Annotated in this window: 20 protein-coding genes and 6 tRNA genes; 2 read left to right on the plus strand and 24 right to left on the minus strand. The window is 52.9% G+C overall.

Annotated features, from left to right (window positions below; translation table 11 throughout):
* From mrdB to leuS, 9 genes are all read right to left on the minus strand, one after another.
* On the minus strand, positions 1 to 1,113 hold the full coding sequence (gene mrdB, locus MUA00_RS02580) for a peptidoglycan glycosyltransferase MrdB (RefSeq protein ID WP_271121583.1): 1,113 nt from the start codon (positions 1,111 to 1,113) through the stop codon (positions 1 to 3).
* Positions 1,114 to 1,115: 2 nt separating this feature from the next.
* The gene (mrdA, locus tag MUA00_RS02585) at positions 1,116 to 3,017 is read right to left on the minus strand and encodes a peptidoglycan DD-transpeptidase MrdA (protein ID WP_271121582.1); all 1,902 of its coding nucleotides are present in this window, start codon (positions 3,015 to 3,017) and stop codon (positions 1,116 to 1,118) included.
* Between the two features lie 29 nt (positions 3,018 to 3,046).
* On the minus strand, positions 3,047 to 3,517 hold the full coding sequence (gene rlmH, locus MUA00_RS02590) for a 23S rRNA (pseudouridine(1915)-N(3))-methyltransferase RlmH (protein WP_202303760.1): 471 nt from the start codon (positions 3,515 to 3,517) through the stop codon (positions 3,047 to 3,049).
* A gap of 3 nt (positions 3,518 to 3,520) precedes the next feature.
* Entirely contained in the window at positions 3,521 to 3,838 is a 318-nt protein-coding gene (gene rsfS, locus MUA00_RS02595; RefSeq protein ID WP_271121581.1) for a ribosome silencing factor, read from the minus strand.
* Between the two features lie 244 nt (positions 3,839 to 4,082).
* On the minus strand, positions 4,083 to 4,712 hold the full coding sequence (locus tag MUA00_RS02600; RefSeq protein WP_271121580.1) for an adenosylcobalamin/alpha-ribazole phosphatase: 630 nt from the start codon (positions 4,710 to 4,712) through the stop codon (positions 4,083 to 4,085).
* A 50-nt stretch (positions 4,713 to 4,762) separates the two neighbouring features.
* The gene (gene nadD, locus MUA00_RS02605) at positions 4,763 to 5,416 is read right to left on the minus strand and encodes a nicotinate-nucleotide adenylyltransferase (RefSeq protein ID WP_271121579.1); all 654 of its coding nucleotides are present in this window, start codon (positions 5,414 to 5,416) and stop codon (positions 4,763 to 4,765) included.
* Positions 5,409 to 6,440 carry a DNA polymerase III subunit delta gene (holA, locus tag MUA00_RS02610; RefSeq protein ID WP_271121578.1) on the minus strand — a complete coding sequence of 344 codons (1,032 nt, stop codon included), beginning with the start codon at positions 6,438 to 6,440 and terminating at the stop codon, positions 5,409 to 5,411. The genes nadD and holA overlap by 8 nt, the downstream gene beginning before the upstream one ends.
* Positions 6,437 to 7,057, minus strand: coding sequence for an LPS assembly lipoprotein LptE (lptE, locus tag MUA00_RS02615; RefSeq protein WP_271121577.1), 621 nt, complete (start codon positions 7,055 to 7,057; stop codon positions 6,437 to 6,439). The genes holA and lptE overlap by 4 nt, the downstream gene beginning before the upstream one ends.
* A 14-nt stretch (positions 7,058 to 7,071) precedes the next feature.
* Positions 7,072 to 9,654 (minus strand): leucine--tRNA ligase, encoded by a 2,583-nt coding sequence (gene leuS, locus MUA00_RS02620; RefSeq protein WP_271121576.1) that lies wholly within the window; start codon positions 9,652 to 9,654, stop codon positions 7,072 to 7,074.
* 253 nt (positions 9,655 to 9,907) lie between these two features.
* Between leuS and MUA00_RS02625 the strand changes: the two genes are divergently transcribed.
* Positions 9,908 to 10,390 (plus strand): zinc ribbon-containing protein, encoded by a 483-nt coding sequence (locus tag MUA00_RS02625; RefSeq protein WP_271121575.1) that lies wholly within the window; start codon positions 9,908 to 9,910, stop codon positions 10,388 to 10,390.
* Positions 10,391 to 10,438: 48 nt separating this feature from the next.
* Here the strand turns inward: MUA00_RS02625 and MUA00_RS02630 are convergent, their stop codons facing one another.
* From MUA00_RS02630 to miaB, 9 genes are all read right to left on the minus strand, one after another.
* Positions 10,439 to 11,164, minus strand: coding sequence for an amino acid ABC transporter ATP-binding protein (locus MUA00_RS02630; RefSeq protein ID WP_271121574.1), 726 nt, complete (start codon positions 11,162 to 11,164; stop codon positions 10,439 to 10,441).
* Complete coding sequence (gene gltK / locus MUA00_RS02635; protein WP_271121573.1) at positions 11,164 to 11,838, minus strand: glutamate/aspartate ABC transporter permease GltK; 675 nt, start codon at positions 11,836 to 11,838, stop codon at positions 11,164 to 11,166. Before gltK ends, MUA00_RS02630 begins: the two co-directional genes overlap by 1 nt.
* Positions 11,838 to 12,578 (minus strand): amino acid ABC transporter permease, encoded by a 741-nt coding sequence (locus MUA00_RS02640; RefSeq protein WP_271121572.1) that lies wholly within the window; start codon positions 12,576 to 12,578, stop codon positions 11,838 to 11,840. The genes gltK and MUA00_RS02640 overlap by 1 nt, the downstream gene beginning before the upstream one ends.
* A 196-nt stretch (positions 12,579 to 12,774) precedes the next feature.
* Positions 12,775 to 13,704: an amino acid ABC transporter substrate-binding protein gene (locus MUA00_RS02645; RefSeq protein ID WP_271121571.1), complete on the minus strand. Its 930-nt coding sequence runs from the start codon at positions 13,702 to 13,704 to the stop codon at positions 12,775 to 12,777.
* A gap of 353 nt (positions 13,705 to 14,057) precedes the next feature.
* On the minus strand, positions 14,058 to 15,599 hold the full coding sequence (lnt, locus tag MUA00_RS02650) for an apolipoprotein N-acyltransferase (RefSeq protein WP_271121570.1): 1,542 nt from the start codon (positions 15,597 to 15,599) through the stop codon (positions 14,058 to 14,060).
* A 7-nt stretch (positions 15,600 to 15,606) separates the two neighbouring features.
* Entirely contained in the window at positions 15,607 to 16,485 is an 879-nt protein-coding gene (gene corC / locus MUA00_RS02655) for a CNNM family magnesium/cobalt transport protein CorC (RefSeq protein ID WP_271121569.1), read from the minus strand.
* A gap of 101 nt (positions 16,486 to 16,586) precedes the next feature.
* Positions 16,587 to 17,054: an rRNA maturation RNase YbeY gene (gene ybeY / locus MUA00_RS02660; RefSeq protein ID WP_271121568.1), complete on the minus strand. Its 468-nt coding sequence runs from the start codon at positions 17,052 to 17,054 to the stop codon at positions 16,587 to 16,589.
* Positions 17,051 to 18,112 (minus strand): PhoH family protein, encoded by a 1,062-nt coding sequence (locus MUA00_RS02665; protein ID WP_271121567.1) that lies wholly within the window; start codon positions 18,110 to 18,112, stop codon positions 17,051 to 17,053. The genes ybeY and MUA00_RS02665 overlap by 4 nt, the downstream gene beginning before the upstream one ends.
* 214 nt (positions 18,113 to 18,326) lie before the next feature.
* Entirely contained in the window at positions 18,327 to 19,754 is a 1,428-nt protein-coding gene (miaB, locus tag MUA00_RS02670) for a tRNA (N6-isopentenyl adenosine(37)-C2)-methylthiotransferase MiaB (protein WP_271121566.1), read from the minus strand.
* A gap of 135 nt (positions 19,755 to 19,889) precedes the next feature.
* On the opposite strand from miaB, the gene ubiF reads away from it, so the two are divergent.
* The gene (gene ubiF / locus MUA00_RS02675) at positions 19,890 to 21,065 is read left to right on the plus strand and encodes a 3-demethoxyubiquinol 3-hydroxylase (protein WP_271121565.1); all 1,176 of its coding nucleotides are present in this window, start codon (positions 19,890 to 19,892) and stop codon (positions 21,063 to 21,065) included.
* Between the two features lie 91 nt (positions 21,066 to 21,156).
* Here the strand turns inward: ubiF and MUA00_RS02680 are convergent.
* The 6 genes from MUA00_RS02680 to MUA00_RS02705 all read right to left on the minus strand — a co-directional run bounded on the left by MUA00_RS02680 (position 21,157) and on the right by MUA00_RS02705 (position 21,732).
* Positions 21,157 to 21,231, minus strand: a tRNA-Gln gene (locus MUA00_RS02680).
* Positions 21,232 to 21,266: 35 nt separating this feature from the next.
* A tRNA-Gln gene (locus MUA00_RS02685) sits at positions 21,267 to 21,341 on the minus strand.
* Positions 21,342 to 21,347: 6 nt separating this feature from the next.
* A tRNA-Met gene (locus MUA00_RS02690) sits at positions 21,348 to 21,424 on the minus strand.
* A 17-nt stretch (positions 21,425 to 21,441) separates the two neighbouring features.
* Positions 21,442 to 21,516: transfer RNA gene (locus MUA00_RS02695), tRNA-Gln, on the minus strand.
* Between the two features lie 37 nt (positions 21,517 to 21,553).
* A tRNA-Gln gene (locus MUA00_RS02700) sits at positions 21,554 to 21,628 on the minus strand.
* Between the two features lie 19 nt (positions 21,629 to 21,647).
* Positions 21,648 to 21,732, minus strand: a tRNA-Leu gene (locus MUA00_RS02705).
* Positions 21,733 to 21,737: the final 5 nt, after the last annotated feature.

The raw sequence follows: 21,737 nt of genomic DNA on the forward strand, positions 1-21,737 counted from the left end.
TTACACGCTTTTCGACAACATCTTCCTGTGGGTATGGATCGACATTACGATACCAAACCCGGCCATCAGTACTATCAGGGCCGAGCCCCCGTAACTCACCAGCGGCAACGGCACGCCGACCACCGGTAAGATACCACTAACCATGCCAATATTAACAAATACATATACGAATAATATCAGCATAAACCCGCCTGCTATAACGCGGCCGAAGGTGGTTTGCGCCCGCGCGGCAATAATTAATCCGCGCATAATAAGCAGCAGGTAAAGCGCAAGCAGGACGAGTACCCCGACCAGACCTAACTCTTCAGCCAGAACGGCAAAAATAAAGTCGGTATGACGTTCCGGAAGAAACTCAAGCTGCGATTGCGTACCGTGCAGCCATCCTTTGCCCCGCAGGCCGCCGGAGCCAATTGCGATCTTGGACTGAATAATATGATAGCCCGCTCCGAGCGGATCTGTTTCCGGATCAAGCAGCATCATTACGCGCGCACGCTGATAATCATGCATCAGGAAGAACCAGAGAATCGGGATAAACGCCGCGAGCAGAAGCACGGCAACGCCAATCAGACGCCAGCTCATGCCGGAAAGGAACAGGACGAATAGGCCCGAAGCCGCAACCAGAATCGAGGTCCCGAGGTCCGGCTGCGCCGCAACCAGCAGCGTCGGCATAAAGATCAGTATCAGTGCGATACCGGTATTTTTCAGCGTCGGCGGGCAGACGTCACGATTAATAAAGCGGGCGACCATCAACGGGACGGCTATTTTGGCAATCTCTGACGGTTGGAAGCGCACGATGCCCAAATCCAGCCAGCGCTGCGCGCCTTTAGAAATTGCGCCAAAGGCATCAACCGCGACAAGCAAAATAATACAGACGATATACAGATACGGTGCCCAGCCTTCATAGACGCGGGGCGGGATCTGCGCCATGACAATCATCGCCATCAGTCCCATCAGGATCTGGCCGATTTTACGCTCCATCATCCCCGTATCCTGGCCGCTGGCGCTCCAGACAACCAGCGCGCTGAAAATCAGCAGCGCCAGAATGGTGACCAGGAAAATCGGGTCGATATGGATTTTGTCCCAGATCGACTTTTTATTCGGATTATCAGTCATGATTATTGATCCTCAGAGCCGGGAGCGGCAGGCGCCTCAACCGGCAAATCCGTGTTGTTATCCCCTAACATCAGGTGGTCGAGGATTTGACGCATAATCGTACCAACCGCAGGACCGACGCCGCCGTTCTCCAGAATGATGGTTACGGCATATTGCGGATGCTCGTATGGCGCGAAAGCGGTCATTAATTTGTGATCGCGCAAACGTTCGGCAATCTTATGCGCGTTATAGGTTTCGTTGGCTTTAAGGCCAAACACCTGCGCGGTACCGGATTTCGCAGCGGCTTTGTACGGGGCATTAGCAAAATATTTGTGCGCCGTACCGTTTGGACGGTTGGCGACCCCGTACATGCCGTCTTTGGCTATTTCCCAGTATCCTGAGTGTATATCGCCGACGGGCGGCTGAACCGGCTGCGTCCAGGGAACCTGCTTGCCGTTTTCGGCGGTGCTCATCAGCAGATGAGGGACGCGTACGATGCCATCGTTAATCAGGATCATCATCGCCTTGCTCATTTGAATCGGCGTGGCTGTCCAGTAACCCTGCCCGATGCCGACAGGAATGGTATCGCCCTGGTACCATGGTTTTTTAAACCGCTTCTGCTTCCACTCTCGCGTAGGCATATTGCCCGAGCGCTCTTCGGAAAGGTCGATACCCGTGAAGTGCCCGTAACCAAACTTACCCATCCACTCGGAGATGCGGTCGATGCCCATGTCGTATGCGACCTGATAGAAGAAGGTATCCGCGGATTCTTCGAGTGATTTGGTGACGTTCAGACGGCCGTGGCCCCACTTTTTCCAGTCGCGATAGCGCTTCTCGGAGCCCGGAAGCTGCCACCAGCCTGGGTCAAACAGCGAGGTATTGCGGTTGATAACGCCCGCGCTCAGCGCGGACACGGCCATATAAGGTTTAACCGTCGAAGCTGGCGGATAAACGCCTTGCGTCGCACGGTTAATCAGCGGCGTGTTCGGGTCGTTAAGCAGCCCCGAGTAATCTTTTGTAGAAATACCGTCTACGAACAGGTTCGGGTTATAGCTCGGCATGGAAACCAGCGCCATAATGCCGCCGGTGCGCGGGTCTGTTACCACCACCGCAGCACGGCTGCCTGCCAGCAAGGTTTCAATATAATTCTGTAATTTCAGGTCGATAGTCAGGTAAATATCGTGCCCGGCCTGAGGCGGCACCTCTTTGAGCTGACGAATAACGCGGCCTCGGTTGTTCACTTCAACCTCTTCATAGCCGGTTTGCCCATGAAGCACTTCTTCGTAATAGCGCTCGATACCCAGCTTGCCGATATCATGCGTAGCGGCATAGTTGGCGAGTTTGCCGTCTTTGTCGAGGCGCTCAACGTCTTTGTCGTTGATTTTTGATACGTAGCCAATGACGTGAGTCAGCGCTGAACCATACGGATAGTAGCGGCGTTTATAGCCTTTCACTTCCACGCCCGGAAAGCGATATTGGTTCACGGCAAAACGGGCGACCTGCACTTCGGTCAGGTTCGTTTTTACCGGAATGGAGGTGAAGCGGTGCGAACGGGCGCGTTCTTTTTTGAAATTAGCGATATCATCATCTGTGAGATCGACGACCGTGCGCAGCGCTTCAAGCGTGGCCTGCACGTTATCAACCTTCTCTGGCATCATTTCGACCTGGTAGATGGTGCGGTTCAGCGCCAGCGGCGTGCCGTTACGGTCATAGATAATTCCGCGGCTTGGCGGAATCGGCACCAGTTTGATGCGGTTTTCATTTGAGCGGGTCTGGTAGTCGGTAAAACGGACGATTTGCAGATTATAGAGGTTGGCGACAAGTACGCCAGTCAACAGCAAAATACCGACAAAAGCGACCAGCGCCCGGCGCACAAAGAGCGCAGACTCAGCCGAATAGTCGCGAAAAGAGTTCTGTAATTTCATCCGTAGGTTTGTTTTACCAGGGTCGATGTTTACTCACGGTGATAAGGATGATTGGTCGTTATGCTCCACGCACGATAAAGGCTTTCCGCCACCAAAACCCGCACTAGCGGGTGGGGAAGGGTCAGCGTGGAAAGCGACCAACTCTGTTCCGCGGCAGCTTTACAAGCCGGAGCCAGTCCTTCCGGGCCGCCAATTAACAAGCTGACATCACGGCCATCCTGCTTCCAGCGCTCAAGCTGGGTGGCAAGATGCGGGGTATCCCATGGCTGGCCCGGGATATCCAGAGTAACGATGCGGTTGCCTTTGCCGGCTGCCGCCAACATCATTTCGCCTTCTTTTTCGAGGATGCGTTTGATATCAGCGTTTTTGCTGCGTTTTCCTGCCGGGATCTCTACGAGTTCAAACGGCATGTCTTTAGGAAAACGACGCAGGTACTCGGTAAAACCGGTTTGTACCCAGTCAGGCATTTTAGTTCCGACCGCCACCAGTTGCAGCTTCACTCATTAACTCCAGAGTTTTTCCAGTTCGTACAACTGACGGCTTTCTTCTTGCATTACGTGGACGATAACTTCGCCCAGGTCAACCACTACCCAGTCGGTTGCATTGATGCCTTTTACGCCCAACGCGTCCAGACCCTCTTTACGAACGGACTCGACGACATGTTCAGCGATGGACATAACGTGGCGATTGGATGTGCCGGTGCAGATGACCATGCAATCGGTGATGCTTGATTTACCCTGAACATCAATTGCGATGATGTCCTGGCCTTTGAGGTCGTCGATTTTATCGACGATGAAATCCTGGAGTGCTTTACCCTGCAAGTGTTCCCCCTGGGAGAATAAAAGTGTTCGATGTGGCCCGTAACAAAAGCCATTATACCTGAGAGGCTGGCTGAGCTTGCCGAAAATTGGCGGCGAGGCGCTAAAAGTGGGCTATCATCCCACCGGACGGCCTGGTTTGCATCGCCATTTTTGTAAAACTATTTTCGAAAAGTCATGCTTACGGGCAGGAAATTATGGCAGCGGAGCATAACAGCCTGAGGTGCAGTGTCAATGGCTGACAACTTTAACTCTCAAGGGGTTTTGTCAGCGCCGGATATTCCGCGCGGCTATTGAGCGTTTTTAGCGTGACAAAGCCGCTGTGAATCTCCAACGCGCTCCATGTTCCTTGCTCAATAACGAAGTGCCAAAGCGAGGCGGGCGGCATATTTAGCAAAGTAGCGATGAGTAAGCTCAGCACGCCCTGATGGCTCACTATCAGAATGTTCCCGTCTTTATCCTGCGAAGTTTTTATTGCATCGCTGAATTCGCTGACTCTTTGAACAAACCGTTGAAAACCTTCGCCGTTGGTAGGGATGACATTTTGCCAGTCGCTGCACCAGGCCGCGTAGTTTTCCGCATCGTCACGCTGCAAATCATTATGATGGCGCATTTCCCAGTCGCCAAAATTCATCTCGTTCAAACGCGGCTCAGCGATCGCAGGGATATCGCGCTGTTGAAGAATCAGCCTGGTCGTATGTTGCGCCCGACCAAGTTCGCTACAAAGCACTTTATCGAAAGCGACGCCTCGCAGCATTTGCCCAACGGCCAGCGCCTGGTTTACGCCCAGCTCCGTGAGTGCCGTTTCCGAAATACCGCTATACACGCCATCGAGGTTTGCTCTGGTTTGTCCGTGGCGCACTAACCATAATTTCATCTCTTCTCCACACGCTGGCTAATTACATATTTATACGCTGCGCAAGGCGCTTAACGATAGAGATTATGACGATGAATAAATTGCAGAACAGGGGCAGGAACGAATTCGTCGCACGGCAGGTTTTGCTCCAGCCGTTGGCGAATGGCGGTAGCGGAAATGTCATACAGCGGCGTTTGCGCCAGATAAATCTTCCCGGCGGGTGCGGCGTGCAACTCTTCTACTGAAGTTGTGCTGTGGTTGTCTAACCAGCGCTGTTGCCCGGCGGTATCCATCGAAACCGTATAACCTGGACGCTGGCAAACCAGCAAATGGCACAGGTCGAGCAGGCATTCCCAGCGATGCCAGCGCTGCAGGCTCAGCAGTGAATCCTGGCCAATAATAAAAGCCAGTGGCTGCTGCGAGCCTTGTTCACGGCGCACCTGCTCCAGCGTTTCAACGGTATACGACGGTGTGGAACGCTCCAGCTCGCGTGTGTCCAGCCTGAAAAGCGGGTTATCGGCGATCGCGAGTTCCACCATAGCCTTGCGCTGCTGGCTGTTAGCCTCAGGCTGGGGGCGATGCGGCGGAACGTTGTTTGGCATGATGGTAATCTGATGGAGCGCCACCTTTTTTGCCAGCGCTTCTACTGGCTTCAGGTGCCCGTAATGAATAGGGTCAAATGTTCCGCCATAGATTGCACAGAGCGGAAGGGGTGAGCTAACCATCAATAAAGATTTCCGGCAGGGCCTTGTGACAGAGCAGTAAAGAAAGGCCTTCCAGCTCAGCCCAGACTGACTGCCCATAATCCTGCTTTAGCGTCAGTTCAATCTGGCTCAGCAGGCGTACGGCCTGATAAAGCTGCTCTGCAGACAGGCGGTTCAGGGCTTCGGTAATTAACGCCCGACGATTTTGCCAGACTCGTTGCTGGTCGAATAGCGTGCGCAAAGGCGTGCGCGCGGACTGGCGTTTGAGGTTCACTAGCTGTATCAATTCTCGCTGAATGGTACGCAGCAGAATAACCGGCTCGCTTGCTTCAAGCCTAAGCTGCTGCAAAATATGCAGGGCTCGCTTATTTTTTCCGGCAAGAATGGCATCAACCCAGTGAAACGGCGTGAAATGTGCCGCATCGCTTACCGCTTGCTCAACGCGTGGCAGCGTTAATTTCCCGTCCGGCCAGATAAGCGACAGCCGCTCCAGCGCCTGGGAGAGGGCAAGCAGATTGCCTTCGTAGCAGTAACAAAGTAGCTGGTTTGCCGCATCGTCCAGTGCGAGATTCATCTGTTTTGCCCGCAGCGAGACCCAGCGCGGAAGCTGCGCTTGTTCTGGTGTCTGGCAGGTCACCATCACGCTGCATTCCGCAAGCCGGGCATACCAGGCGGCATTTTCTTGCGCTTTGGTGAGTTTATTTCCGCGAACCAGCAGCAGTATATCGTCGTGCAGCAAGCCGGTAAGCGTTTCCAGGTTGCTGTTAATAGCCGCGTTCGGGCCGTTATCAGGAAGCTGAAGAAGAAGGGTCTGGCGGCTGGCGAAAAGGCTCAGCGCCTGACAAATTGAGAACAGGTCCTGCCAGTCTGTACTGGCATCAATCTGTACCGTGTGATGTTCTTCAAAGCCGTGAGCTGCGGCGGTCTGGCGCACCGCATCCTGACTTTCCTGCAACAATAAAGGATCGTTGCCAAGCAGCAAATACGCCGCGCGCAGCCCTTCATTAAGCTGCGCGCGGAGTTGTTCAGGATACAGCCGAATCATTGGCTACCGGAAGTTGTCGGAAGCGTAGTGGAAACGCGTCCTGAGGTCGTTTCGGTGCTGGCCGGAGCGCTGCCGGTTGCGTTTTCCTGAGCTTCTTTTGTTTCCGCAACGTCTGCTGCGTGAACAGAAAGCAGCTTACGAATCAGTTGTTGCGCCGCGCTTGCGTACATCTCTTTGACAAGCAGATCCTGCTCGGCATCTTTCGCCAGCGCAGTCAGCGGGTTATCAAAGAATGATTTATACACTTTTGCGCTGATCGGATAGATGTCATGGCCTGGAATTAAAACCTGAGCCCTGACTGTCATCACCATCTGGTATTCCGCCGTACGACCATCCTGGAAGATAGACGCGGTGTCTTTACCTACGGAACTCCCCAGCACGCGAAGCGAAGGAATATCTTTGCGAACGCCGGTTTTCGTATCCTCAACGATGGTTACGCCGTTCAGTCGTAGCTGAGAGCGGATTTCACGCGTTAACGGCCCGTTAGGGTCGCTGGAGTTAAGAATCAACGTTTTTAGCTGATCGGGTACCTGCGTGCTGCCACGCAGGTGAAATCCACATCCGGCGGTGACCAGCACCGCCAAAGTAACTAACAAGGTGACAAAGGGATGTCGCACGGTTCCTCCTGCGCTTAGCCCACAACCAGGTTCAGCAGTTTACCCGGTACGTAAATCACTTTACGCACGGTTACGCCTTCGAGATATTTCGCTACCAGGTGCTCCTGGCCCGCACGCTCACGGACCTGTGCCTCTGTAGCATCAGCCGGAACGGTGATTTTGCCACGCACTTTGCCGTTAACTTGCACGACAACCAGCAAAGAGTCTTCCACCATCGCTTTTTCGTCAGCCTGCGGCCACGGCGCGTTATCGATATCGCCTTCACCGCCCAGCGACTGCCACATATTGAAGCAGATGTGCGGCGTGAACGGATAAAGCATGCGTACAATGGCCAGCAGCGCCTCGTTCATTAACGCACGATCCTGCGTGTCTTCCTGTGGCGCTTTCGCCAGTTTGTTCATCAGTTCCATAATCGCGGCGATCGCGGTATTGAAGGTCTGACGACGACCAATATCATCGGTCACTTTTGCGATAGTTTTGTGAACATCGCGACGCAGGGCTTTTTGATCTTCGCTTAATGCTGCGACATCCAGCGCAGGAGCGGCACCGCGACTGGTGTGCTCGTAAGCCAGTCTCCAGACGCGTTTCAGGAAGCGGTTAGCCCCCTCAACGCCGGATTCCTGCCACTCAAGCGTCATGTCTGCCGGCGACGCGAACATCATAAACAGACGAACGGTATCTGCGCCGTAGCGCTCAACCATCACCTGCGGGTCGATGCCGTTGTTTTTCGACTTCGACATTTTGCTCATGCCAGCATAGACCAGTTCGTGGCCCTGCGCGTCAGAGGCTTTGATAATGCGGCCTTTCTCGTCACGCTCAACGATAGCATCCGTCGGGGAGACCCAGTTACGTTCACCGTTCACGCCGGTGTAGTAAAAGGCATCTGCCAGCACCATGCCCTGACACAGCAACTGTTTAGCCGGTTCGTTAGACGTCACCATGCCCGCGTCACGCATCAGTTTGTGGAAGAAGCGGAAGTAGAGCAGGTGCATGATGGCGTGTTCAATGCCGCCAATATAGATATCCACCGGCAGCCAGTAGTTAGCCGCTTTAGAATCGAGCATCCCTTTGTCGTACTGCGGGCAGGTATAACGCGCGTAGTACCAGGAGGACTCCATAAAGGTGTCGAAGGTGTCGGTTTCACGCAGCGCAGGTTTGCCGTCAACGGTAGTTTTCGCCCACTCAGGATCGGCTTTGATTGGGCTGGTGATACCGTCCATCACCACGTCTTCCGGCAGGATAACCGGCAGTTGATCTTCCGGCGTCGGCATCACGGTGCCGTCTTCCAGCGTGACCATTGGAATTGGCGCGCCCCAGTAACGCTGACGGGAAACACCCCAGTCGCGCAGTCGATAATTTACTTTACGCTCGCCCACGCCTTTAGCTGTCAGTTTATCTGCAATCGCATTAAACGCGTTCTGGAAGTCCAGACCGTCAAATTCGCCTGAGTTGAACAGCGTGCCTTTCTCGGTCATTGCTTGCGCGGACAGATCGGGCTCGCTGCCGTCCGCGTTCAGAATAACTGGTTTGATTTGCAGACTATATTTGGTCGCAAATTCCCAGTCGCGCTGGTCGTGACCCGGAACCGCCATCACCGCGCCAGTGCCGTATTCCATCAGAACGAAGTTAGCCACCCAGACAGGTACAGCTTCGCCGGTCAGCGGATGAATAGCGTTGATGCCCGTCGCGACGCCTTTTTTCTCCATGGTTGCCATTTCAGCTTCAGCAACTTTGGTGTTACGGCACTCTTCGATGAATTCAGCCAGAGCTGGATTGTTAGCCGCAGCCTGCTGAGCCAGCGGATGACCCGCCGCAACCGCCAGATAGGTTACACCCATAAAGGTGTCCGGGCGGGTGGTATAAACCGTCAGTTTTTCCGCGCTGTTTTCCACGTCGAAAGTGATTTCCACACCTTCAGAGCGGCCAATCCAGTTACGCTGCATGGTTTTGACCTGATCGGGCCAGTGGTCCAGCGTATCCAGATCGTTAAGCAGTTCGTCTGCATAGGCGGTGATTTTGATAAACCACTGTGGGATCTCTTTACGCTCAACTTTGGTATCGCAGCGCCAGCAGCAACCGTCGATAACCTGTTCGTTCGCAAGAACGGTCTGGTCATTCGGGCACCAGTTAACGGCGGAGGTTTTCTTATAAACCAGCCCTTTGTTGTACAACTGGGTGAAGAACTGCTGTTCCCAACGGTAATATTCCGGGGTACAGGTTGCCAGCTCGCGACTCCAGTCATAGCCAAAGCCCAGCGTTTTGAGCTGGTTCTTCATGTAATTGATGTTGTCGTAAGTCCACGGCGCAGGCGCGGTGTTGTTTTTGACCGCGGCACCTTCTGCAGGCAGACCGAACGCATCCCAGCCGATTGGCTGCAGGACGTTTTTACCCAGCATGCGCTGGTAGCGTGCGATAACGTCGCCGATGGTGTAGTTGCGGACGTGGCCCATATGTAGTCGGCCAGAAGGATAGGGGAGCATTGACAGGCAGTAGTACTTCTCTTTGCCTTCATCTTCGGTAACTTCAAAAGTACGCTTCTCTTGCCAGTGAAGCTGTACGTTGGATTCTATCTCTTCCGGGCGGTATTGCTCTTGCATGGCAGCCAGTGGTCCTGTAATGAAAGACAGCTACAAGTTGTAGCCTGTAACGTATTAGGTTTCAGATCCGCATAGCATAGCTGATAAGACAGCGGCAAAACAGCCTTTCGACACCCCTCGTGACCATTTCTCGTTTGCAGTTTTTTAACGGGCCTGTGGGCAATCTAACAAAGCGATGCCTGATTAAGGTCTACTATTAGAGCAGGTTACATAGCCATGAATGCTGGAATCTCTTCAAGGAGGCAGACAGACGATGAACAAGGTTGCTCAATTTTACCGTGAACTGGTGGCCTCGCTTACCGAACGGTTACGCAATGGGGAGCGCGATATTGATGAACTGGTCGCCAGCGCGCGCAAACGCATGAACGAAACCGGGGATCTGACCCGTACTGAGGTTGATGAAGTCACGCGTGCGGTTCGTCGCGATTTAGAAGAGTTTGCCCGCAGCTACAACGAAAGCCAGGACGAATTCACCGACAGCGTTTTTATGCGCGTCATTAAAGAGAGCCTCTGGCAGGAGCTGGCGGATATTACGGATAAAACGCAGTTGGAGTGGCGGGAGGTCTTCCAGGATCTCAACCATCACGGCGTTTATCACAGCGGTGAAGTTGTCGGTTTAGGCAATCTGGTCTGTGAGAACTGTCATTTCCATCTGGCCGTTTATACGCCAGATGTCCTGCCGGTTTGCCCGAAATGCGGACACAATCAGTTTCACCGTCGGCCATTTGAGCCGTGAAATAAAAGAGCCTTCTGTTCAGAAGGCTCTTCATCGTTTTATGCAGGGTTAGTGCAGTATTTTCGCCAGGAAATCTTTGGCCCGCTCTGACTGCGGGTTGTTAAAGAAATCTTCTTTATTTGAATCTTCAACAATTTTTCCTTCGTCCATAAAGATCACGCGATTTGCCACTTTACGGGCAAACCCCATCTCGTGAGTCACCACCATCATCGTCATTCCTTCCTGCGCCAGCTCGACCATAACGTCCAGCACTTCGTTGATCATTTCCGGATCGAGCGCTGAAGTGGGTTCATCGAACAGCATGGCTACCGGGTCCATGCATAGCGCGCGCGCGATAGCCACGCGCTGTTGTTGGCCGCCCGAGAGCTGAGCTGGATATTTATCGGCATGGGCAGTCAGGCCGACGCGTTCAAGCAGCTTAAGGCCTTTTTTACGCGATTCTTCTTTATTGCGTTTAAGGACTTTTACCTGCGCAAGCGTCAGGTTCTCAATGATAGACAGATGTGGAAACAGCTCGAAGTGTTGAAACACCATGCCAACGTGCGAGCGCAACTCGGCAAGGTTGGTTTTTTTACTGTTCACCTGGGTGCCGTTAACCACAATCTCGCCTTTTTGCACCGGTTCCAGGCCATTAACGGTTTTAATCAGCGTGGATTTGCCCGAACCAGAAGGTCCGCAAACTACAACCACTTCGCCTTTTTTAACTTCCGTTGAGCAGTCGGTTAGCACCTGAAAGTGGCCATACCATTTAGAAACGTTTTTCAGGGAAATCATTACACTGTCCTTTTCTTCAAGTAGCTGACCAACAGCGAAGCGCTAAGGCTAATAACAAAATAGACCAGGCCGGCAAACAGGATCATTTCCACCTGGGTTCCGTCACGCTCGCCAATGGTTGAGGCGGTACGGAAGAAGTCGGCAAGGCTTAAAACATACACCAGCGAGGTATCCTGGAACAGCACGATACCCTGAGTTAACAGCAAGGGCACCATGGCGCGGAACGCCTGCGGCAGGATGATTAATTTCATCGACTGCCAGTGGGTCATACCCAGCGCCAGCGCGGCGTTAGACTGCCCGCGGGACACGCTCTGAATACCGGCGCGAATAATCTCAGAATAATAAGCGGCTTCGAACATAGAGAACGCGACCATCGCGGAGATTAAGCGGATATCGGTCTGGGGAGAAAGCCCCAGAACTTTTTGCAGGAAGCCTGGCACTACCAGATAGAACCACAGCAGCACCATAACCAGCGGCACGGAGCGGAAAACGTTAACGTAGGCGCTGGCGAACCAGGATATCGGTTTAATCGGCGACAGGCGCATGACGGCAAGCAGCGTGCCCCATACGATGCCAAAAATAACGGCGGTTACGGTGATTTTCAGGGTGATAATCAGCCCCTGAATCAGGTAAGGCATAGCCGGAAGGATTGAGGTCCAGTCAAAATCGTACATTATTTGCCTCCCATATTGCCCGGCAGGCGTACTTTACGTTCTACCACGTACATCACCAGCATAATCACGGCGTTAATCAGCACGTAGGCCAGGGTAATTGCCGTAAATGATTCATAAGCGTGCGCCGAGTAATCCAGAAGTTTACCCGCCTGAGCGGCCATATCGACCAGGCCGATGGTGGATGCGATGGCCGAGTTTTTCACCAGGTTCATCATTTCAGAGGTCATCGGCGGTACTATCACGCGATAAGCGTTTGGCAGCAGGACATAGCGGTATGCCTGCGGCAGCGTCAGACCCATTGCCAGCGCGGCATTTTTCTGCCCGCGAGGTAACGACTGGATTGCGGCACGGACCTGCTCACAGACGCGCGCGGCGGTGAACAACCCAAGACAAATCATCGACGACAGGAAGAACTGTACGTTCGGATCCAGTTCTGATTTAAACCACATGCCGAGATTTTCCGGCAGCAATTCCGGCACCACTAAGTACCAGGTAAAGAACTGAACAATCAGCGGCACATTACGGAACAGTTCAACGTAGAGCGTACCTGCACCTGAAAGCCAGCGGTTAGGAACGGTGCGAAGAATGCCAAAAAGGGAACCGACGAGAAATGCGATGATCCACGCGGTGACAGAAAGGGCGACGGTGACCTGGAAGCCATTCCAGATCCAGCCCAAATAGGTGGTGTTGCCGAACGGGGCGGGCTGTAGAAAGATTCCCCAGTTCCAGTCTATAGACATAACGTACTCCGAGAAAAAAATGAGGGTAGCAGCGCTACCCTCGAAGATTGATGTGAAGCCTGTACCCTGTTCAGGTCTTTGCCTGGGTTTATCGGGTACTTTCACGCCGGATGGGGAACGACCATCCGACGCATAGTCTGTCCGGGCTTCAGTTCGTCAATCGGGAGGGCAGGTCACCCTGGCCCCTTAGTTCTAATTAGTTTAGTGCTTTATCGTTAGGTTCTTTGAACAGCGCTTTCATGTCGTCAGACAGAGCGAAGTTCATGTTGATGTTTTTCGGTGGGATTGGGTTCATAAACCATTTATCAAACCACTTGGCCGCTTCACCTGAGGTTTGCGCTTTCGCAATGGTGTCATCCATCAGCTTTTTGAATTCCGGATCGTCTTTACGCAGCATACAACCGTAAGCTTCACGAGATTGCGGAGTGCCGACGATTTCCCAGTTGTCCTGTTTCTTCGCTTTAGCACGTTCGCCAGCCAGCAGAGCATCGTCCATCATAAAGGCAACCGCGCGGCCGCTTTCCAGCGTACGGAAGGAGTCGCCGTGATCTTTAGCGCTGATGATACGCATATCCATTTTCTTCTCTTCGTTCAGCTTATGCAGCAGAACTTCGGACGTTGTGCCGGAAGTGACGACAACCGCTTTGCCTTTCAGGTCAGCGAAGTCCTTAATCGGGCCGCCTTTTTTCACCAGCAGACGAGTACCTACAACGAAAATGGTGTCTGAGAAAGCAGCTTGTTTCTGGCGTTCCAGGTTGTTGGTAGTAGAACCGCATTCAAAATCGAAGGTGCCGTTTTGCAGCAGCGGAATACGGTTTTGCGAGGTAATAGGAATAAGTTTTACCTGCAGATCCGGTTTGTTGAGCTGTTTTTTCACGGCTTCAACGATGGCGTTGGAATAATCCTGGGAATAACCGACAACTTTCTGCTGATTATCGTAATAGGAGAACGGGACGGAAGATTCACGGTGGCCGACGACAATCACACCGTTAGCTTTGATTTTATCCAGTGTGCCTTGCTGTGCGCCGCCCGCTGGCGCTGCGGCAGGTTTAGCGTCTTCGGCGTGCGCGATTCCGGCACTCATTCCCATAACCAACAAAGCTGCGGCAAGTTTTCTCAATTGCATTTCCAACTCCTTAATCTTAGTGCCGGAAACGGCACCGATACCCGATGTGTGTGTTGTGTTTTGTAATTGTGTGGCGATAAAAACGGGCGAATCTTCGCCTTTTGTTAACATTTAACCTAGCTGAATGTAAAGATATTGCTATGCAAATGTTTATTTTTGCGAAGCGTGCCGCACCGTTTAAAGGCAAAAATCTGCCATTGCACCAGAATGGTGCCTGTAATGTCATAAAATGGTGCAGCGTTAATTGGCGTTTTGTTATGACTTCGCTGTTTCGCTTTTTTTCTGTAATAACAAAGCAATTGATGTGCCAGAAATGAAAAAGGCCAGCAGAATTGCTGGCCTTTGAGAGGGGATTACGATTTCTTACGGCTGCGTAAGCTTATCAGTACGGCGCAGAAGCCAAAGATCAGGGTAATTATCCACAACGGCCAGTTGCCAAACCGGGCATAAGGCGTCAGGCCTGTGGTTGGGGTGACTTTAGCTTCAAGCACTTCGCGCGTGAACTGAGGGATCATGGCTTCTACCTCGCCGCTGGCGCTAATCACGGCGGTTACGCCGTTATTGGTGCTGCGCAACAGCGGACGGCCCAGCTCCAGAGAACGCATACGCGCCATCTGGAAGTGCTGCCATGGGCCGATTGATTTACCAAACCACGCATCGTTAGAGATAGTGAGCAGGAAATCCGTGTCCGGACGGAAGTTATCGCGCACCTGTTCGCCAAGAATAATTTCATAGCAAATAGCCGGCGTCAGTTTGATGCCGTTAGCCTGCAACTGCGGCTGTAAATATGGCCCGCGGCTGAAGGATGACATTGGTAAATCAAAGAAGGGCGCGAGCGGACGTAAAATTGATTCCAGCGGCACAAATTCGCCAAACGGCACAAGATGGTTCTTATTGTAACGATCTGCGCTGTTGTAATTGTACGGATTACCTTCCCCAAGGGTGATGATGGTGTTGTAGGTATCGTAACGATTTTGCTTATTGAGTCGGGCGTCCACAATACCGGTGATCATCGCGCTGTGTTTAGAGCGCAGCAGATCGTCCATCATGGTCAGGAACGGCTGTTGGTTAATTTCAAGGTCGGGAATGGCTGATTCAGGCCAGATGATTAGCTGGGCTTTGCCCATCTGCGGCTGAGTTTTATCAAGATAGATTTTCAGCGTGTTAACCAACTGGTCCTGATCCCATTTCAGGGATTGAGGTATATCCCCCTGAACCATAGCGATATCAACGGCGCGCTCTTTTTCTGGCTGGAACCATTGAACGGAACGCAGCGGCCATGAAAGCAGCAGCAGGGCGGCTGCGATAACGGCAGGGCGCCAGTTGCGTTCATGCAGAGCCAGGACAATCAGGCCGCTGATTATCATCAGCAGGAAAGTGACTGCTTCGACGCCCAGAATCGGCGCTATGCCTTTGAGCGGGCCGTCAATCTGGCTGTAGCCGAACTGCAACCACGGGAAGCCCGTCAGCACCCAACCACGCAAAAATTCGCTAAATTGCCAAAGCGCCGGGGCGGCAATCGCCACGCGCCACCAGGTTGTTTTTGGCCACAGCTTGCTCAGTAAACCTGCAAACAGGCCGGTATAGAGCGACAGATAAGCGGCGAGAAGAACCACGAGGAAGACGTTAACCGGGCCCGGCATACCGCCAAACTGCGCGATACTGACGTAAACCCAGTTAATGCCGCTGCCAAACAGGCCCAGCCCCCAGAAAAAGCCGATCCAGGCACTTTGAATTGCCCGCCGATTGAGCGTCAGCCCCTGCAGACCTGCCAGAGAAACGATGGCGGCGGGCCAGAAATCATAAGGGGAAAAGGCCAGCGTCCCGCAGGCGCCAAAAAACAGCGCCAGCAGTAGACGCACGCGCTGGCGTTGTAATAGTAAGGCAATAGCCATTTTTAAATTATTCTTCCAGTTTCGGTTGCGGCGAATCGTCCGGAATTCTGACGTGAACCTGAATGATACGGCGGCTGTCGGCCATGGCGACCTTGAACTGGTAACCATCTATTTCAATGATTTCGCCGCGAGCGGGCAGATGTCCAAACGCCTGCATCACCAGACCGCCAATCGTATCCACTTCATCATCATTGAAATGGGTATCAAAGGTGTCGTTAAAATCTTCGATAGAGGCCAGCGCACGCACCGTCCAGGTGTGGCGGCTAAGCTGACGGAAATCGCTGTCTTCCTCATCGTCGTATTCGTCTTCGATTTCACCAACGATCAGTTCGAGAATATCTTCAATGGTGACGAGGCCGGAGACGCCGCCAAACTCATCAATCACAATCGCCATGTGATAGCGTTGCTGACGAAACTCTTTCAGCATGCGATCCACACGCTTACTTTCAGGCACAACTACGCACTGACGTAACACTTTTTCCATGCTAAACGGCTCGGTATCGCTGCGCATAAACGGCAGCAGATCTTTGGCCATCAAAATCCCTTCGATATGATCTTTGTCTTCACTGATCACCGGGAAGCGGGAGTGTGCTGATTCGATGATGACATCGAGGCATTCGTCCAGCGTCTGGTTGTGTTTGAGCGTCACCATTTGCGAGCGCGGGATCATGATGTCGCGGACACGTTGGTCGGCGATATCCATTACCCCTTCGAGCATGTCGCGGGTGTCCTGATCGATAAGATCGTTTTGCTCAGAATCACGGATGAGCTCTAGCAGATCGTCACGGTTTTTTGGCTCGCCGTGAAATAGCTGGCTGAGAAGAAGGGAAAAGAATCCCTTTTTACTGGCAGGCGTGTCACTGTTTTGTGAGTTGTCGTCGCTCATGGCGGTAGGGTTTTAGCCTCATGTTCGTTACTGAAAAACAGGCAGTTTGATGGGGCGCTGCCTGCGTTTTATGTGCTGCGGGGCATTAATCCCTGCGCAGACTAGTCTTTCTCGGCAATGTACGGATCGACATACCCAAGAGCAAGCATTATCTCCGTTTCCAGAGATTCCATCTCTTCAGCTTCTTCATCTTCAATATGGTCATAACCAAGCAGATGCAGACTGCCATGAATAACCATATGCGCCCAGTGGGCTTCCAGCGGCTTTTCCTGCTCTTTTGCTTCCTGCTCAACTACCTGGCGGCAAATAATAAGATCGCCAAGCAGCGGCAGTTCGATGCCCGGCGGGGCTTCGAACGGGAAAGAGAGCACGTTGGTGGATTTATCTTTACCACGATAAGTCAGATTCAGCTCGTGGCTTTCCGCGTCGTCTACCAGTCGGATGGTCACTTCTGACTCTTTCTGGAATTGGGGAATGACCGCATCAAGCCAGCCCTGAAATTGCGCTTGTGTGGGTAAACCTGCGGTATCTTCACAGGCGAGTTGTAAATCCAGAATGACCTGGCTCATTTGCTCTCCTGCGCGGCGGTGTTAATCGCCATCGCCTCGCGCTTACGCTCAGCGGCCTGCTCATCTTTACGAATTTGTTCTGCGTTTTCCCATGCTTCATAAGCATTAACGATGCGGGCGACCACAGGGTGACGCACGACGTCTTCGCTATTGAGGAAGTTGAAGCTGATTTCATCGACTTCCGCCAGCACATCGATAGCGTGGCGCAGCCCGGATTTCATGTTGCGCGGCAGGTCAATCTGCGTAACGTCGCCGGTGATTACCGCTTTAGAGTTAAAACCGATACGGGTCAGGAACATCTTCATCTGCTCGATGGTCGTGTTCTGGCTTTCATCAAGGATGATAAAGGCATCGTTCAGGGTGCGACCGCGCATATAGGCCAGCGGTGCGACTTCAATGACGTTGCGCTCCATCAGCTTTTCAACGCGTTCAAAGCCAAGCATTTCGAACAGCGCGTCGTAAAGCGGGCGCAGATACGGATCCACTTTTTGGCTTAAGTCGCCCGGCAGGAAGCCGAGTTTTTCGCCCGCTTCAACCGCCGGACGGGTCAGCAGAATACGGCGCACGTCCTGACGCTCCAGCGCATCCACGGCGGCCGCTACCGCAAGGTAGGTTTTACCTGTGCCCGCAGGGCCGATGCCGAAGGTGATGTCGTGGTCGAGCACGTTTGCGATGTACTGCGCCTGGTTAGGCGTACGGGGTTTGATGACGCCCCGCTTGGTCTTGATATTGACCGCTTTGCCGTATTCAGGAACATGTTCTGCCGATTGTTCCAGCACGCGAATTTCTTTAATCGCAAGATGGATTTGTTCCGGGTCGATGTCCTGGGTTTCGCCGCGCATAGGCGCGGTATCAATATAGAGATTGCGCAAAATATCTGCGGCGGCGTTCACCAGTATGGCGCGGCCAGTGAGCTTGAAGTGATTGTCACGACGGTTGATTTCGATACCCAGCCGACGCTCGAGCTGTTTGATGTTGTCATCAAACGGGCCGCACAGGCTTAATAAACGGGCATTGTCTGCAGGTTCCAGCGTAATTTCACGTGATTCGATATTCAAACTTATCCTCTGGGTCGCTCAGGGCCGGTTGTCAGTGTAATGGGTCATACCTTGCCTGCTCTTATCAGGCCATAAGGAGATTATTTACGGCGAGTGATATTGGCGCAAGCCTCGTTTTTGATATTTGGGTGGCGGATTCAGAATGCAAGCGCAAACAATGAATTTGCCCTTCGCTTCACGATGTTAGCGGAACGAAGGGCAAAGCGGGGCGGTGTTACGGCTGATAGAGACCTACGCCGATTTCATTCTCTTTGCGGGTGCGTGCAATCACGGATTCCGGCGCTTCTATTGCGCGCAGGCCCATTTCTTCTTCAGTGCGCACCACCCTGCCGCGCAGAGAGTTGTTGGTAGCGACTTCAGTAATCTCTACGTCAACAAATTTACCGATCATATCCGGAGTGCCTGCAAAGTTTACCCCGCGATTGTTTTCGGAACGCCCGGTCAGCTCCATTATGTTTCTGCGCGAGGTGCCTTCCACCAGAATGCGTTGAGTGGTGCCGACCATCTTACGGCTCCACTCCATTGCCTGCTGGTTGATGCGATCCTGCAGAATATACAGACGCTGCTTTTTCTCTTCTTCCGGCACGTCATCGACCATATCTGCCGCGGGCGTACCCGGACGGGCAGAGAAAATAAAGCTATAGCTGACGTCAAAATTCACGTCGGCAATGACTTTCATCGTCTGCTCAAAGTCCTGCTGCGTTTCGCCAGGGAAGCCGACGATAAAGTCAGAGCTGATCTGGATATCCGGACGTGCCGCGCGCAGCTTGCGAATAATAGCTTTGTATTCCAGCGCCGTGTGGGTGCGGCCCATCAGGTTTAGCACCCGGTCCGAGCCGCTTTGAATCGGCAGATGCAGGAAGCTTACAAGCTCCGGAGTGTCGCGATAAACATCGATGATATCGTCGGTGAATTCAATTGGATGGCTGGTGGTGAAACGAATGCGGTCGACGCCGTCAATCGCGGCGACCAGGCGCAGCAGCTCGGCAAAAGAGCAAATGCTGCCGTCGTAAGTAGCTCCGCGATAAGCATTAACATTCTGGCCTAACAGATGAATTTCACGTACGCCTTGCGAGGCGAGCTGGGCGATTTCAAATAGGATATCGTCGCATGGACGGCTGACTTCTTCACCACGGGTATAAGGCACAACGCAATAAGTGCAGTATTTGTTGCAGCCTTCCATAATAGAAACATAGGCCGTCGGGCCCTCTGCGCGCGGCTCAGGAAGGCGGTCGAATTTTTCAATTTCCGGGAAGCTGACATCAACGACAGGGCTGCGGGTGCCGCGCACCTGGTTGATCATTTCCGGCAGGCGATGCAGCGTTTGTGGCCCGAAAACGATATCGACATAATGAGCGCGTTGACGAATAAGTTTGCCTTCCTGAGAGGCAACGCAGCCGCCGACTCCGATGATGAGATCGGGGTTTTTTCGTTTTAAGAGCTTCCAGCGGCCTAAAAGATGAAAGACTTTTTCCTGGGCTTTTTCACGAATAGAACAGGTGTTTAACAGCAATACATCGGCTTCTTTTGGCTCGTCCGTGAGGACATAGCCATGGGTGCTGTTCAGCAGATCGGCCATCTTCGATGAATCGTATTCGTTCATCTGACAGCCCCAGGTTTTAATATGGAGTTTTTTTGTCATCGACTTTGCCATTGCTCAGTTAGGCCCGAAATCTTGGGCGCGTATTGTAATGCTTTGGCGTGGATGTGACCAGCCTGCGTAAGCCGGGGAAAAATCCGGTAGAATTAGCTTAGTCAAATTAAGGACGGGATAACCATGGCAAATCAACCAATCGACGTCGCGGTTGTTGGCGGGGGAATGGTCGGTGCGGCTGCAGCGCTTGGGCTTGCACAAAATGGCTTTCAGGTCGCAGTGATTGAACACCAGGCACCGGCAGAGTTTGAAAGCAGCAGCCAGCCCGATGTGCGTATTTCCGCCATCAGCAGCGCTTCTGTGGCTTTGCTTAAATCATTAGGTGTGTGGGAGGCGATTCTTTCTATGCGCAGCCATGCTTATCGCCAACTGGAAACCTGGGAATGGGAAAGCGCGCACGTCTCCTTTAATGCATCTGAGTTAGGTCTGCCGGAGCTGGGTTACATGGTGGAAAATAACGTCTTACAGATTGCATTATGGAAGGCGCTGGAAGCTCATCCAAATATCACGCTGATGTGTCCGGCGCTGTTAGCGCATATGCAAAGTAAAGAAGGTCGCTGGACGCTGAGCTTTGCGGATGGCGAAGAGTTAAGGGTACCGATGGTGATTGGCGCGGACGGCGCGAACTCAAAGGTCCGGCAATGGGCTGGCATTGGCATTCACGCCTGGGATTATCGACAGTCTTGTATGTTGATAACCGTTCAGTGCGAAGATGCGCCGGGCGACAGCACCTGGCAGCACTTTACGCCGACAGGGCCACATGCGTTTTTACCGCTTTTTGATAACTGGGCTTCCCTGGTGTGGTACGACACGCCAGCGCGCATTCGGCAGTTAAAGGCAATGACAATGCCGCAGCTCACGAAATCCATCGCGGCGACCTTTCCGCAAAGGCTTGGCGCGGTGACGCCGGTTGCCTGCGGGGCATTCCCACTGACTCGCCGTCACGCGCTGCATTATACGCAGCAAGGACTTGCGTTAATTGGCGATGCCGCTCACACCATTCATCCGCTGGCGGGACAGGGGGTTAACCTTGGCTATCGTGACGTCGACGCATTGCTTGAGGTGATGATTAACGCGCGCAGCTATGGTGAAAACTGGGCCGATGCGCAAATATTGAAACGTTATCAGACTCGTCGCCAGGCGGATAATTTCATTATGCAAAGCGGTATGGATCTGTTTTATGCCGGCTTTAGCAACAATCTGGCGCCACTGCGTGTAATGCGTAACTTAGGTTTGATGGTTGCTGAACGAGGCGGCGTGCTGAAGCGTCAGGCGCTGAAGTATGCGCTAGGGTTATGAGTCGCTGATAACTGAACGGGCGGGAAACCGCCTTTTCATCGATTTAAACGTAGAAAAGTAAAAAGCTCGCCTGAGCGAGCTTTTTTTAGAGTGGCTGGGGTACGAGGATTCGAACCTCGGAATGCTGGTATCAGAAACCAGAGCCTTACCGCTTGGCGATACCCCAACGGGGTGCGTTCGCGTGAGCAAACGTCTTTTTTATGGCTGGGGTACGAGGATTCGAACCTCGGAATGCTGGTATCAGAAACCAGAGCCTTACCGCTTGGCGATACCCCAATAATATGGTGGCTACGACGGGATTCGAACCTGTGACCCCATCATTATGAGTGATGTGCTCTAACCAGCTGAGCTACGTAGCCAATACAACATTTTTCGATGGCTGGGGTACCTGGATTCGAACCAGGGAATGCCGGTATCAAAAACCGGTGCCTTACCGCTTGGCGATACCCCAAAACCCGTGCGCATAGCGCATGCATATCGAAAAAAATTGGCTGGGGTACCTGGATTCGAACCAGGGAATGCCGGTATCAAAAACCGGTGCCTTACCGCTTGGCGATACCCCATCCATGCAACGCTTTAAAATGGTGCGGGAGGCGAGACTTGAACTCGCACACCTTGCGGCGCCAGAACCTAAATCTGGTGCGTCTACCAATTTCGCCACTCCCGCGGCTT

Source organism: Dryocola boscaweniae (assembly GCF_025215095.1).
GTDB classification, from domain to species: domain Bacteria; phylum Pseudomonadota; class Gammaproteobacteria; order Enterobacterales; family Enterobacteriaceae; genus Dryocola; species Dryocola boscaweniae.

Excerpts from the sequence above, each read along its gene's own strand:
- lnt (WP_271121570.1), bottom strand. The coding sequence starts at position 15,599 with ATGGCTATTGCCTTACTATTACAACGCCAGCGCGTGCGTCTACTGCTG.
- leuS (WP_271121576.1), bottom strand. The coding sequence starts at position 9,654 with ATGCAAGAGCAATACCGCCCGGAAGAGATAGAATCCAACGTACAGCTT.
- mrdA (WP_271121582.1), bottom strand. The coding sequence starts at position 3,017 with ATGAAATTACAGAACTCTTTTCGCGACTATTCGGCTGAGTCTGCGCTC.
- holA (WP_271121578.1), bottom strand. The coding sequence starts at position 6,440 with ATGATTCGGCTGTATCCTGAACAACTCCGCGCGCAGCTTAATGAAGGG.
- gltK (WP_271121573.1), bottom strand. The coding sequence starts at position 11,838 with ATGTACGATTTTGACTGGACCTCAATCCTTCCGGCTATGCCTTACCTG.
- MUA00_RS02630 (WP_271121574.1), bottom strand. The coding sequence starts at position 11,164 with ATGATTTCCCTGAAAAACGTTTCTAAATGGTATGGCCACTTTCAGGTG.
- miaB (WP_271121566.1), bottom strand. The coding sequence starts at position 19,754 with ATGACAAAAAAACTCCATATTAAAACCTGGGGCTGTCAGATGAACGAA.
- nadD (WP_271121579.1), bottom strand. The coding sequence starts at position 5,416 with ATGGTTAGCTCACCCCTTCCGCTCTGTGCAATCTATGGCGGAACATTT.
- MUA00_RS02625 (WP_271121575.1), top strand. The coding sequence starts at position 9,908 with ATGAACAAGGTTGCTCAATTTTACCGTGAACTGGTGGCCTCGCTTACC.
- ubiF (WP_271121565.1), top strand. The coding sequence starts at position 19,890 with ATGGCAAATCAACCAATCGACGTCGCGGTTGTTGGCGGGGGAATGGTC.
- corC (WP_271121569.1), bottom strand. The coding sequence starts at position 16,485 with ATGAGCGACGACAACTCACAAAACAGTGACACGCCTGCCAGTAAAAAG.
- MUA00_RS02640 (WP_271121572.1), bottom strand. The coding sequence starts at position 12,578 with ATGTCTATAGACTGGAACTGGGGAATCTTTCTACAGCCCGCCCCGTTC.
- ybeY (WP_271121568.1), bottom strand. The coding sequence starts at position 17,054 with ATGAGCCAGGTCATTCTGGATTTACAACTCGCCTGTGAAGATACCGCA.
- MUA00_RS02645 (WP_271121571.1), bottom strand. The coding sequence starts at position 13,704 with ATGCAATTGAGAAAACTTGCCGCAGCTTTGTTGGTTATGGGAATGAGT.
- MUA00_RS02600 (WP_271121580.1), bottom strand. The coding sequence starts at position 4,712 with ATGAAATTATGGTTAGTGCGCCACGGACAAACCAGAGCAAACCTCGAT.
- mrdB (WP_271121583.1), bottom strand. The coding sequence starts at position 1,113 with ATGACTGATAATCCGAATAAAAAGTCGATCTGGGACAAAATCCATATC.